This window comes from Streptomyces sp. NPDC007162, assembly GCF_040634175.1.
Classification (GTDB): domain Bacteria; phylum Actinomycetota; class Actinomycetes; order Streptomycetales; family Streptomycetaceae; genus Streptomyces.
Map to the genome: position 1 here is coordinate 17,397 of NZ_JBEYFC010000052.1, position 12,524 is coordinate 29,920.

Consider the following 12,524-nt stretch of genomic DNA (forward strand, 5'->3'; position numbering starts at 1 on the left):
CCTTGCGTCTCTGCCTTGGATCAGGTCAGTCGCGGCCGGCGGCTTTCCTCCCAGAACCGGTCCATCGCAGCAGCGGCCGCATCCCCAGCCAACCGCTCGATCCTCTCGGGAACCTCACGCTCGTCGAGCACGAAGAGCCTCCCGCCGACGAGGTGCGTGGTCGTCTTCCAGTCGAGACGCCGTCCCGCCTCCCTGGCGGCACGCCGGACGTCCTTGAGTTCGCCCATCTCTGCAAGATCGTCCGCGCCGAGGATCAGCTGTCCGTAGTAGCCCTCGTACTCGGGCTTCAGAGCGCCCCGCATCAGCGACTCAAGCCGCTCAACCAGCTTCTCGTACCGGCGCCGGGCCAGCTCGTCCTTGGCAGGCATCTCGCGCAGCTCCCCACCTCTGCCCGCAGCCGCATGTGTGCCATATGTGTGCTGCGAGTACCAAGGCCCTCCCGTCCGATGGACGGAAGGGCCTCTGACCAGGTGTTTCTCTGTGCCCCCGGCAGGATTCGAACCTGCGACACCCGCTTTAGGAGAGCGGTGCTCTATCCCCTGAGCTACGGAGGCGGGGGCTTGTGGGGCCTTGTTGGGATCCAGCTGGGGATCTTCGACCAGGCGTACAAGCCCACTGGTCAGGCGCGGTTCGACGAGTGTCGCAGTGTCATCTGGGTGGACCGCACGACGTACCAACGACTGACCAGGGACAGCGTAGCGGATGCCTGCCGACGAGTGGGCTCCGTATCCGGGTAGGGGATCGGGGCGGCGGGCCGGAGGGCTTTCGGGCAGCTGCCTCTGCGGCCCCGGCCGTGCAGACGCCGACCGGGGCCGGGGTGAGGACCAGGGCTTCTCCCGAGGGGCTGGGCAGACCCCTACTTGTCCAGCAGCGACATGTGGTGCTCGTTGTAGCGGTCCCCCTTGACGCCGATCCGGCCCGCGAGTTCGTTGAGGTCCGACAGTTCGTCGGCGGAGAGCGGAATGTGCGTGGCGCCGGCGTTCTCCTCGACGCGGGCGGTGCGCCGGGTTCCGGGGATCGGGACGATCGACGGATGCTGGGCGAGCAGCCAGGCTAGGGCCACCTGCCCCGGTGTGGCGTCCTTGGTCGTCGCGAGGGCCCCGATGTGCTCGACGAGTGCCTGGTTCGCCGCCCGGTTCTCGGCCGTGAACCGGGGAATGGTGGTCCGCACGTCGTCGGCCGCGAAGGGTGTCGAGGCGTCCACCGCCCCGGTCAGGAAGCCCTTGCCGAGGGGGCTGAAGGGCACGAATCCGATGCCGAGCGCCGTGCACGTCGGCAGGACCTCCGGCTCGGGGTCCCGGGTCCACAGCGAGTACTCGCTCTGCACCGCCGTCACGGGGTGGACGGCGTGGGCGCGCCGGATGGTCTGAGCGCCGGCCTCCGAGAGTCCGAAGCAGCGGACCTTGCCCTCCTGCACCAGTTCGCCCACCGTGCCCGCGACGTCCTCGATGGGCACCTCCGGGTCGACGCGGTGCTGGTAGAACAGGTCGAGCCGCTCGACCCGGAGCCTTTTGAGCGAGGCGTTGGCGACGGAACGGATCTGCTCGGGGCGGCTGTTGAGCCCGACGGACGCGCCGTTCTCGATGCGGAAGCCGAACTTGGTGGCGATGGCCACCTGGTCGCGGACCGGGGCCAGGGCCTCGCCGACGAGTTCCTCGTTGACGTAGGGGCCGTACACCTCCGCGGTGTCGAAGAACGTGACGCCCAGATCCACGGCGTCACGCAGTACGGCGATCATGTCACTGCGGTCGCCCGGGTTCGGCCCGTAGCTCTGGGACATGCCCATGGCGCCGAGGCCGATGGCGGAGACCTGTAGGTCGCGTCCGAGAGTGCGTGTGTGCATGCTTCCTCCTTGGGGGTGTGTCACCGCGGCAAAACCTGCGGGAACAGGCGCCGGGCGTTGGCCGTGGTGAGTGAGCGCCACGTGGTGCCTTCGGCCGGTGGGGCGGCCGTGTCGATCGCCGCGATGTGGGCGTCGGCAAGCGGCGCGGGCGTCCAGCAGTAGTCGCTGCCGTACAGCACGCGGTCGGGGTCGACGAGGTTCAGCAGTGCGGGAACCTGGCGCGGGAAGGCCGTACCCGCCATGTCGTAGTACAGGGAGCGCAGTTGCTGTAGGGCGTCGCGCGGGGGCGCGTCTTGTGACGGTACGAAGAGGTGCATGAACTCGTTGATGCGGTCGGCCAGGACCGGCACCGCGCCACCGCAGTGCGGGACGATCACCCGCAGGTTCGGGTGGCGGGTCAGGACGCCCGCCATCACCAGGTCCGTGACCGTGCGGGCCGTGTCGAAGATGTACTCGACCATCGGGCGCGGTCTGCCGAGGGCGGACTGCTCCCAGCACACGGGTGAGGTGGGGTGCAGGAAGACCACGGCCCCCCGGCGGTCCAGCTCCGCGAAGACCGGTTCGAGGCGTGCGTCGCCCAGGTACACCCCGTGGGTGTGGGTCAGCAACGCCAAGCCGTCGGCGTCGAGTTCGTCGAAGGCGAAGGCGATCTCCTCCAACGCGCCGGCCACGTCCGGCAGCGGAAGCGAGGCGAACGTGCCGAAGCGGCCGCGGTGGTCGCGGGCCAGTTCGGCGGTGTACTCGTTGACGCGCCGGGCGAGGAGGCGGGCCGCCTTGTCGTCGCCGAAGTGCACGCCGGGAGAGGACAGGGAGAGCATCGCGGTCTCGATGCCGTTGCGGTCCATCAGCTCCAGGTGGTCGCGCACGGACCACGACGGCCAGCCGCCCATGCCGTCGGGGTGGGCATGGCCCGCCGCGGTCGCCTGCTCGACGTAGAAGTCGGGCAGGTGGTGGGCGTGGACATCGACGAGGCCGGAGGTCATGGCGGCGGGATTCCTTCTCGGGTGGGAGGGGGCGGCGGGGGACGTGGCGGCCAGACGGTCGCTGCCGCTACTCCACCTGCTCGCCTCCGGCCAGCCGGACCTCTTCGTTGTCCAGGGCCGCCTGGAGCCGGCGGAGCACGGTGTCGTCGATCTGCGCCTCGTCCCTCAGGCGGACGACGGTCGCGCGCTTCGTGGCGATGAGCGCGAGGCGGAGGTCGGTGTAGTGACGGTTGTGGAGGAGGGCCGGATCGTCGTCGGTGCCCGCGCCGCGTGCTCGTACGGTCGCCAGGTTGGCCTCGTACTCCTGGCGCAGCCACTCCGCGACCTTGGGGGTGGTGCCCAGTTCGGTCGCGAGCCAGGGAAGCGCCTTGATGGCCTCCTCGGTCGCCGTGGTCTCGGCGAGGATCTGCTCCTCGTCGACGGAGGTGTCCCGGGGCAGCCGGGCCCAGCGCACCACGCCCGGCAGCAGCAGTCCCTGCACGACGAGGGTCACCACGATGACGCCGGAGGTGACGAAGACGATGAAGTCCCGTCCGGGGAACGGTTCCCCCGAGTCGAGGGTCCCCGGCACCGACAGTGCCACGGCCAGCGAGACCGCGCCCCGGAACCCCGCCAGCCCGCTGACCACGCGGGCCCGGTCGCTCATTCTCCGCAGTCGCTGCTCGGGACGCCGGTCGACCGCGCGGATCAGGTAGGCGGAGGAGAACAGGAACGCGAACCGCACCGCGACGAGGACGGCGCTGACCACCCCGATCGCGATGAGTGCGTCCCTGAGGTCGGACCGGCTCAGGTGCCGCAGCGCGTACTGCAGTTCCACTCCCACCAGGACGAACAGCGCGCCGTTGATGATGAACGTGGCCAGCGGCCAGAAGGCCAGTGCCTGTCGGCGGTGCTCGGCGCGGATGAGGCCGGGCGCCACCTGGGCCATGATCAGGCCGCTCACCACGACCGCGAGGACGCCCGAGGCGTGGATCAACTCGGCCAGCAGATACGCCGTGAACGGCGCGAGGATCATGACGAGATTGCCGAGCAGGGGATCGTCCAGCCGGCGCCGCAGGTTCATGTTGACCCAGGCGACCGCGACGCCGACCGCTGCCCCGCCGCCGTAGGCGAGCAGGAACAGCGCGCCTACATGCGGGAGAGTGAGGTGTTCCTCGCCCACGGTGATGCCGACCGCCAGGCCGTAGATCACCAGCGCGGTGCCGTCGTTGACGAGGCTTTCCGCACGCAGGACGGTGATCTGACGGCGCGGCAGGGAACCGGCCAGGGCGCTCACCGCCGTGGCGTCGGTCGGTGCCACGGCCGCGCCCAGGGCCCAGGCCGGTCCCCATGGCAGCCCGAGCGCGTGCCCGGCGATCGCCACCGCACCCGCGGTGAGGATCACCAGCACGGTGCTGAGCAGGACGATGCCGCGCAGGTTGGTGCGGATCTCCCGCATCGACGTGGTCAGGCTCTCCCAGTACAGCAGCACCGGAAGGAAGAGCAACAACACCACTTCGGGCGGGAGTTGGGTCTGGCGGACGGCCGGGACGAGGCCGATGAGGGCACCCAGGACCAAGAGCACGACGGGCGGGGCGACGCGGAAGCGCTGTCCCAAAAAGTTCCCCGCCAGCACCGCCGCACCCAGGACGACGACGAGTTCGAGACCGAGCATGACTTACTCCGGTGCGGGGCCGGCCGGCGGAGACGGCTCAGCGGGTCGGGCGGGGATCTTCCTGGTCATCTGGGCAGCAGCCGCAGCGTCGTGGCACGCGCGGCCACCATGGGATCGACATACGCGCCGCCGAAACGGCCGTACTTGCTCCGGTACGCCGTGTCGAGGCGGTCGTTGGTCTCGGGGTCCGGTACCTCGGCGAGCGTGACGTCCTTGTCGACCCCGCCCGAGCGGACGTGGCCCGCGTGGGTCGCGACGGCGGTGCGCCACCAGCCGCCCCGCTCACCGCGGAAGGAACGGACGTACAGGTCGTCGCCGTCGCGGACGACCCAGATCGGCACCGGCGCACGCAGCGTGCCGTCACGTCGGACCGGGGCCATCTCCAGTTCGTCGGCCCCGGCGATGCGGTCGAGTTCGTCGCCTGTCCAGGTCGTCATCGGGTGTTCCTGTCCTCGTGATCCGGTGGTGGAGACGCCGTCGTCAGGCGGGAGCGGCGGTGCGGGGCTCACCGAGGTGGGCGCGGGTGATGCCGAGTGAGTCCTCGAAGACGCGGTAGTCGGTGATCAGGCCGTCCGTGACGGTGAAACGCATGATCATCTCGCTTTCGAGCACCTGCCCGGAGGGATGGAACCGGGAGGAGTACCGGCCAGGCACCAGGACTCGTGCGTTGGCCTCCGTCAGGGTCCCCAGTTCGAATGCGAGCGGCTCGACGGCCGTGAAGAACGCGTTGAGGGACTGCCGGATCCCTTCTGGTCCGCTGCGGGTCCCGGCCCAGGGCGTCAGAGCCGGATCGCCCGGGATCGTCCAGGTCGCGTCGGCCGCGAAGTGGGAGAGGATCCGCTCCGTGTCGCGCGCGCCGAAGGCGTCCAAGTACGCCTCGACGGTGGTGATCGCCTGGCTGGTCATGGCTGTCGGCCCCGCCGCGCCGGTCACGGACGCAGCAGCGTCTTGATGGCGCGGCGCTCGTCCATCGCCTTGTAACCCTCGGCGGCCTCGTCGAGGGAGAGGGTGAGGTCGAAGACCTTGCCCGGGTTGATACGGCCGTCGAAGACCCGGTCGATCAGGTCGGGAAGGTAGGCGCGCACGGGCGCGGGGCCACCGCGCAGGCCGACGTGGGAGAAGAAGAGCTCCTGGCCGTCGATCTGCGTACCGTGCGGGAAGCCGACGAAGCCGACGTTGCCACCGGGACGCGCGGACCGCAGGCCCTGGTGCATCGACTCCTGTGTGCCGACGCACTCGAGGACCGAGTCGGCGCCGATGCCGTTCGTCAGTTCCTTGACGCGGGCGACGCCTTCCTCGCCGCGCTCGGTGACGATGTCGGTGGCGCCGAACTCCAGGGCCAGCTTCTGCCGGGAATCGTGCCGGCTCATGGCGATGATCCGCTCGGCGCCGAGTTCCTTCGCGGCGATGACGCCGGACAGGCCGACCGCGCCGTCACCGACGACCACGGCCGTGGAGCCGGGCTTCACCTCGGCTGCCTTGGCGGCGTACCAGCCCGTGCCCATGACGTCGGACAGGGTCAGCAGGCTCGGGATCAGCTCCTCGTCCGGCTGCTCCGGGGTGGCGACCAGGGTGCCGTCCGCGAGGGGGATGCGGACGTACTCGGCCTGGGCGCCGTTGACCCATTGCCCGTGCTGGCAGGAGGTCTGGTAGCCGGCCTGACAGATTGGGCAGGTGTTGTCGGAGGCCACGAAGGAACCGATGACGAACTGTCCCGGCCGGACGGTCGAGACCTCGCTGCCGACCTCCTCGACGACGCCGACGTACTCGTGGCCGATCGGCTGCGGTTCGGCGACCGGCAGGACGCCCCGGTAGCTCCACAGATCGGAGCCGCACACGCAGGTGGCGACGGTGCGGATGACCGCGTCGGTCGGTGCCGTGATCGTCGGCTCGGGGGCGTTCTCCACCCGGATGTCCCCCGGCGCGTGAATGATGGTTGCTCGCATGGTGCCTTCCCAGCTCTCGTCGCGTGTGTCGTGCCGTCAGGGGTGGGTGCTTCCCACAGGCGTCAGCCCGGCTGCTCCGCGTTCTCCACGATCTCCTTGAGCTGTGTCATCGCGGTCATGGCGTTGGGCCATCCGGCGTAGAAGGCCAGATGGGTGATGACCTCGATCAGCTCGTCCTTGGTGACACCGTTTTCCAGGGCCTTGCCGAGGTGGAAGCCGAGCTGGTCGGCCCGGTACAGGGAGGCCAGCGCGGTGACGGTGACGAGGCTGCGATCGCGCGGGGACAGGCCCGGCCGCTCCCAGATGTCGCCGAAGAGGACGGTGTCGGTCACCTCCGCGAGCTTGGGGGCGAACTCCTGGATGGCCGGCGGGGCGAACTTCTTCCGTTCGGGCATGAGGTGGTGCTCCTGCGTGGATTCGAGTGGGGGGACTGTGCGGGTTACCGGTGAAATTCCGGTCCGGATTCCAGTGGACGCTCGTCATCCCGGCAGCCCGACATGCCACCGACTTTGGCACTTCCCCGGAGACCCGCAAAGGGGAGAATTCCCTACAGGGAACCCTTTATCCAGGGGAGAAATCCTTACCCCCCTTCCGGCGGCGGAGCGATGCCACACTGGCGCTATGACCGGCGACGCGCATCCGAATGAGCTGGGAGAATTCCTCAAGGCGCGCAGGGCCGAGCTGACACCGCGCACTCTCGGTCTGCCCGACACCCCTAACCGACGTGTGCCCGGCCTGCGCAGGGAGGAGGTCGCCCTGCTCGCCTCCATCAGCACCGACTACTACACGCGGCTGGAACAGGGCCGCGTCCAGGTGTCCGCGTCGGTGCTGGCCACGCTTGCCCATGTCCTGCATCTGTCCGACCACCAGCGTGAGCACCTGATCGAGCTGGGCGGCCGGCCATCGGCACGATACCGGCGGCCGGCCACGCAGAGGCCCCACCCGCAGTTGCGCCGCCTGCTCGACGATCTCACCGCGAGTCCCGGCGTGGTGATCGGTCGCCGTATGGACATCCTGGCGTGGAACGCGCTTGCCGTCGCCCTGTTCACCGATTTCGCGAAAGTGCCGGAAAGCAGGCGGAACTGCGTCCGCATCCTCTTCGCCGATCCCTCCATGCGGACGCTCTACGCGGACTGGCGGGCCGTCGCCCGTGACTGTGTCTCCCTTCTGCGCGGTGAGGCCGCTGAGCACCCGGGGGATCCGCTGTTGATGAGCCTGGTCGGCGAACTCTCGCTGGAGGACAGCGACTTCGGTCAGTGGTGGGGAAGCCGCCGCGTGCCGCCGCGCAGGCCGGGCGTCAAGAGGTTCAACCATCCCCTCGTCGGCGAACTCGTCGTGGACTGGGACACCCTCGTCTGCGGCAGCGATCCCGATCAGAAACTCGTCGTCTGGACGGCGGAGCCGGGCAGTCCGTCGTACGACGGACTGCGCGCCCTCGCCTCGCGGGCCACCGGTCGGCCCGGCGGGCTCACGGCCGGCCGTGCCGTTTAGACCGGGGAGGGAAACCTCCCCCTCACATTTCGGCTGAACACTGTGACACTCGCTGCTATGTACACCAAAGGTCATGTGACTGAACTGGGAGAATTCCTCAAGGTGTGCCGGGCCCAACTCAGCCCGCGGACCGTCGGTCTGCCCGAGTCCGGGGCGCCCCGGCGGGTGCCCGGCCTGCGCCGGGAGGAGGTCGCCCACCTCGCGGGCATCAGCACCCACGCCTACACGCGGCTGGAACAGGGGCGCGCCCCCGTGCCGAGGACGGTGCTCGCCACCCTCGCCCGTGTTCTGCTTCTCGACGACGCCCAGCGGGACCACCTGTTCGAGCTGGCCGCGGCGGGCGCCTGTGAACCGCGCCGTCGACCGGTGCAGAAGGTTCACTCGCAGCTCAGACGCATCCTGGACGAGCTGTCCACGACCCCTGCACTCGTCCTCGGCCGGCGCCTCGACATCCTCGCCTGGAATCCTCTGGCGGCCGCTCTGCTCACCGACTTCGACAACGTGCCCGCCAAGAAGCGCAACTACGCGCGGCTGATGTTCACCGACCCCGCCTTCCGAGAGCTCTGCCTTGACTGGAGGACCAACGCCCGCACCTGCGTCGCCCATCTGCGCATGGAGGCAGCCCGGTACCCTGGCGACCCCGGACTGATCGCACTCGTCGGCGAGTTGTCCGTCGCCGACGCCGACTTCCGGCAGTGGTGGGCGGGCCGCCAGATGACTGGCCTGCGGATGGGCACCAAGAGGGTGCGCCACCCGATCGTCGGCGACCTCACCCTCGACTGGGACAGCCTGACCTGCGCCGCCGACCCCACGCAGAAGCTGTTGATCGCGACCGCCGCTCCCGGGGCCCCGTCCCACGACGGCCTTCTGTTCCTGGCATCGTGGACCGCGGAACGGGACGAGCCCGCACAGGATGCGGCAGTCTGAGGTCTCGGAGCCCAGGTGGCTCGCCGCGGGGAGAGGTGCTGCTTGCGCACGCCCGCAGGGGCGTACGCCCCGGGGCCGCGGCTCCGTCGGGGAACAACCGCATGTCCCGCGCCCCGGGACCGCGCCCGTCGCGCAGGGCGCCGCGCGTCTCATTCGCCTGCAACGCCGCGCCCCCACTCGGTCATCGGACCCGCGGTCAGTGCAGTTGCGCGAGGTCTATGGCGTTCGCCATCGCCTGGTCGCCCAGGGAGTTCGGGTGCAGGTGGTCTCCGCTGTCGTAGGCGGCGCGGAGCTTCAGCGGGTCGGACGGGTCGGCGACGGTCTTGGCGAAGTCGACGGTGCCGTCGAAGGCGTGACTGGTGAGGATCCAGTGGTTGACCTTCCGGCGGATCGCGTCACCGGCGGCGGTGTAGTAGGGGCCGCCCTTGGTGTTTGTGTAGGCGGCGCCCTTGTAGGGGAGGAGGGTGCCGCCGTAGATGCGGACGTGGGCGGCGTGCGCCTTGGCGATCAGGGTGCGGTAGCCGTCGATCAGATTGTGGGCGGTGAGTGGCCTGCCGTCGGGGCCGGCGTTGTTGCCGATGTCGTTGATGCCTTCGAGCAGGATCATGCTGCGGACCCGGGGTTCGCCGAGGGCGTCGTGGGCGAAGCGGTCCAGTCCGCTGATGCCGAGTTCGGGCTGGTTGGCCGGTGCGTCGGTGAGGACCCGGTTGCCGCTGATGCCCGCGTTCACGACGCCCACGCGACTGCCGCCCGGCTGCGCGGCGAGGCGGCGGGCCAGGTCGTCCGGCCAGCGGGTGTTGGTGCCGGGGGAGGAGGCGAATCCGTCGGTGATGGAGTCGCCGAAGGCGACCAGCGTGCCGCGTGCGCGTGGGGTGAGGACGTCCAAGCCGTCCAGGAAGTACCAGGAGCTGGTGGTACCGGGGTAGTTCGCGGTACTGGTGTCCGCGGTGTGGTCGCCCGTGGTGGAGACGTAGCTGGTGTCTCGGGCCACGGAGTGGAAGGTGGCGGGACCAGTCCTCTTCGGGAGACAGACACTCACCAGCAGATCCTGATCAGTGGCGGTGGTGAAGTCGACGGCGTCACTGCGGAGTTCACCCCCTGCCCGGACCACTGCTCCGCCGGCGCCGTGGAAGGTGACCTTGTGCCGGGTCCGGGCGACGACACTCCCGCCCGAGGCACGTACGGCGACGTTGACGGCACCGATCACCAACGGCGCGCTGCCGTACCTGTTGCTCAGCCGCAGCCGCACCTTCTGCCCCGCGACGGTGGTGTGCACGACCATCCGCACCGTCTGATCGGAGAAGCCCGGCCCGCCGGCCGTCATGCCCGCTGCCCACCCACCGACCCATGGCTGCCCTGCCGCGTCGGCCGCCGCCGTCCCGGAGGCGGCCAGCGCCCCGGACACCAGGAGCGCCAACGTGACCTCGCGGGTACGTCGGGTGCGGAACTTCATCGTCATCCACTCCTTGGATTGTGGAATGCCAACCAACGGTGGCCATGTGCGTTGCGGTTACGCCTTTGCAGCATCGCACCGGATACCCGCGCCGAGGGGGGGGAAAGATTTGTACCTGGATAGGTGACGCCGAGGCGGGAAAGCGGCTGTTCGCGGGTCTTCTTGGAGCCGGGGAACTCATGCGGGATTCGGGAATCCCCCGACTGCCTTTTGTGCGACCCGCAGCCGACCGAGCGCAATGGAGTAACCGAACCATGGCACTGGAAAATCGACACCGGCCGAAAGCGAGCACCAGGCCGCGAGATGCCCGACTTCGGTGCGGAGCACGCCATCAGCGTCGACACCGATGTGATCTCCGCCTACCAGGTCAATGAGGCTCATGAGCGCGCCAGGTTGGCCGGCCGCTTGACCGCAGACCCCGCGCCGAAAGGGCGTGGCACACCCCACCTTCGTCCCTCGCGTCTGATGGGAGCCGTGTGAGTACCCCCGTGATCCCGAGGGCGCCGCGTGAGCGGACGCCCGGCCGTGCCCTGGCCGTCGTGCTGACCCTGCTGACCGTGTTCGGGCCGATATCGATGGACCTCTACCTGCCGGTGCTGCCGAGGCTCACCGACGAACTGCACGCGTCGACGTCGGCCGCGCAGCTCACGGTCACCGCCTGTCTGCTCGGTCTGGCGTTCGGCCAACTGATCGCGGGCCCCCTGTCCGACCGGTTCGGCCGCCGCCGCCCGATGCTGGCCGGCGCCGTCGCCTACAGCACCACCTCAGTGCTGTGCGCGTTCAGCCCCAGCGTCGAGTCACTGGTCGCCGCCCGCTTCGTACAGGGCCTTGCCGGGGCCGTTGGCATCGTCATCGCCCAGGCCGCCGGACGCGACCTGTACTCCGGCGGCAAGCTTGTGCGCTACTACGGCCGCCTCACCGTGATCGGCAGACTGGCAGCCATCGTCGGACCCGTCCTGGGCGGCCAGCTCGCCGCATTCACCAACTGGCGCGGCGTCTTCGGATTCCTCGCCCTGCTCGGCGCCGTGATCCTGATCGCCTGCCTCACCGTCTTCCGCGAGACCCTTCCCGTGGCCGAGCGCACCGGCGGCGGACTGGCCCGCAGCGGACGCGACTTCCGCCGACTGCTGGTCGACCGCCTCTTCCTCGGCGCTGTCCTGATCACCGGGTTCGTCAACGCCGCCCTGTTCGCCTACCTCAGCGGCGCCACCTACGTCCTGCAGGGCATCTACGGGCTCTCCCCGCAGGGTTATTCGTTCGCGTTCGGCCTGAACTCCGCCGGCTTCATGGTGTTCGGCTTCATCGCCGGACGGCTCTCCGAGCGATGGTCGGAGAAGGGCACCCTCCTCCTGGGCTTGGTCATGACCCTGGCCGGCGCGACCGGCCTGCTCGCCACCGCGGCGCTGCGACTGCCGCTGGCCGCCATCGTGCTGTCCCTGCTGACCATGGTCAGTGGGGTCGCCACGACCACCCCGCCCGCCACCTCGCTCGCTCTCACGCACTACCCCGACATCGCCGGCACCGCGTCCTCACTGCTCGGCATGGCGCGCTTCGCCTTCGGTGGGCTGGCCGCCCCGCTCGTTGGCATCGCCGGCTCCGGCACCGCCCTCCCTCTCGGACTGGTCACCGTCGCCTGCGGCCTCCTCGCCGTGGTCGCCTACGCCCTCGCTGTACACCCCCACACCCGGGCGGCGGAGCACACCGTCGCCCCCGGGCGGCCCGTCGACCATGTGACGCCCGCCTCCTGACCCTCCCGCCGTGCGCGGAACGGTCTCGTGTCCGTCCCGCGCCACCAAGCAAAGGAACACCCGATGCACTACGCACACCTCGGCCGCAGCGGCCTGAAGGTCAGCCGCCTCGCACTGGGCACCATGAACTTCGGCGATGCCACTGACGAGGCCACCAGCTTCAAGATCATGGATGCTGCGGTGGACGCGGGCATCAACCTGTTCGACACCGCCGACGTGTACGGCGGCCCGCAGTCACCCGACATGAAGCAGGGCTACGGCCTGTCAGAGGAGATCATCGGGCGCTGGCTCGCCCAGGGCGGCGGACGCCGGGACCAGGTCGTGCTGGCCACCAAGCTGTACCAGCCGATGGGCCTGGGCCCGAACGACAAGTACTTGTCCGCGTACAAGATCCGCCGGGCGGCCGAGGCCAGCCTGCGGCGCCTGCAGACCGACCACATCGATCTCTACCAGATGCACCACATCGACCGGTCGACGCC

General features: G+C 69.7%; 13 protein-coding genes and 1 tRNA gene. 4 read left to right on the forward strand and 10 right to left on the reverse strand.

Annotation, left to right across the window (positions count from 1 at the left end; all coding sequences use genetic code 11):
* Positions 1-20: 20 nt before the first annotated feature.
* From ABZ646_RS09150 to ABZ646_RS09190, 9 genes are all read right to left on the reverse strand, one after another.
* Positions 21-368, reverse strand: a complete 348-nt coding sequence (locus ABZ646_RS09150) for a hypothetical protein (protein ID WP_215206827.1) — start codon at positions 366-368, stop codon at positions 21-23.
* 113 nt (positions 369-481) lie between these two features.
* Positions 482-554: transfer RNA gene (locus tag ABZ646_RS09155), tRNA-Arg, on the reverse strand.
* A 302-nt stretch (positions 555-856) separates the two neighbouring features.
* The gene (locus tag ABZ646_RS09160; RefSeq protein ID WP_360514890.1) at positions 857-1,843 is read right to left on the reverse strand and encodes an aldo/keto reductase; all 987 of its coding nucleotides are present in this window, start codon (positions 1,841-1,843) and stop codon (positions 857-859) included.
* 20 nt (positions 1,844-1,863) lie between these two features.
* Positions 1,864-2,826, reverse strand: a complete 963-nt coding sequence (locus ABZ646_RS09165) for an amidohydrolase family protein (RefSeq protein WP_360514893.1) — start codon at positions 2,824-2,826, stop codon at positions 1,864-1,866.
* A gap of 67 nt (positions 2,827-2,893) precedes the next feature.
* Positions 2,894-4,480 (reverse strand): Na+/H+ antiporter, encoded by a 1,587-nt coding sequence (locus ABZ646_RS09170; RefSeq protein WP_360514896.1) that lies wholly within the window; start codon positions 4,478-4,480, stop codon positions 2,894-2,896.
* A gap of 65 nt (positions 4,481-4,545) precedes the next feature.
* Positions 4,546-4,917, reverse strand: a complete 372-nt coding sequence (locus ABZ646_RS09175; RefSeq protein ID WP_360514899.1) for a DUF2255 family protein — start codon at positions 4,915-4,917, stop codon at positions 4,546-4,548.
* A gap of 43 nt (positions 4,918-4,960) precedes the next feature.
* Positions 4,961-5,386 carry a nuclear transport factor 2 family protein gene (locus ABZ646_RS09180; RefSeq protein WP_360514902.1) on the reverse strand — a complete coding sequence of 142 codons (426 nt, stop codon included), beginning with the start codon at positions 5,384-5,386 and terminating at the stop codon, positions 4,961-4,963.
* Positions 5,387-5,409: 23 nt separating this feature from the next.
* A complete protein-coding gene (locus ABZ646_RS09185) occupies positions 5,410-6,426 on the reverse strand; it encodes a zinc-dependent alcohol dehydrogenase family protein (RefSeq protein ID WP_360514905.1) in 1,017 nt (338 codons plus the stop codon).
* Between the two features lie 62 nt (positions 6,427-6,488).
* A complete protein-coding gene (locus ABZ646_RS09190; RefSeq protein WP_360514908.1) occupies positions 6,489-6,821 on the reverse strand; it encodes a carboxymuconolactone decarboxylase family protein in 333 nt (110 codons plus the stop codon).
* Positions 6,822-7,047: 226 nt separating this feature from the next.
* On the opposite strand from ABZ646_RS09190, the gene ABZ646_RS09195 reads away from it, so the two are divergent.
* Positions 7,048-7,917, forward strand: a complete 870-nt coding sequence (locus ABZ646_RS09195) for a helix-turn-helix transcriptional regulator (protein WP_360514911.1) — start codon at positions 7,048-7,050, stop codon at positions 7,915-7,917.
* Between the two features lie 57 nt (positions 7,918-7,974).
* Entirely contained in the window at positions 7,975-8,844 is an 870-nt protein-coding gene (locus tag ABZ646_RS09200; RefSeq protein ID WP_360514914.1) for a helix-turn-helix transcriptional regulator, read from the forward strand.
* A 196-nt stretch (positions 8,845-9,040) separates the two neighbouring features.
* On the opposite strand, the gene ABZ646_RS09205 is transcribed toward ABZ646_RS09200, so the two are convergent.
* Positions 9,041-10,303 carry an SGNH/GDSL hydrolase family protein gene (locus ABZ646_RS09205; protein ID WP_360514917.1) on the reverse strand — a complete coding sequence of 421 codons (1,263 nt, stop codon included), beginning with the start codon at positions 10,301-10,303 and terminating at the stop codon, positions 9,041-9,043.
* A 470-nt stretch (positions 10,304-10,773) separates the two neighbouring features.
* Between ABZ646_RS09205 and ABZ646_RS09210 the strand changes: the two genes are divergently transcribed.
* Both ABZ646_RS09210 and ABZ646_RS09215 read left to right on the forward strand, forming a co-directional pair.
* Entirely contained in the window at positions 10,774-12,045 is a 1,272-nt protein-coding gene (locus ABZ646_RS09210) for a multidrug effflux MFS transporter (protein WP_360514920.1), read from the forward strand.
* A gap of 63 nt (positions 12,046-12,108) precedes the next feature.
* Positions 12,109-12,524: aldo/keto reductase (locus ABZ646_RS09215; protein ID WP_360514923.1), on the forward strand; the 416-nt coding region annotated here is incomplete at its 3' end.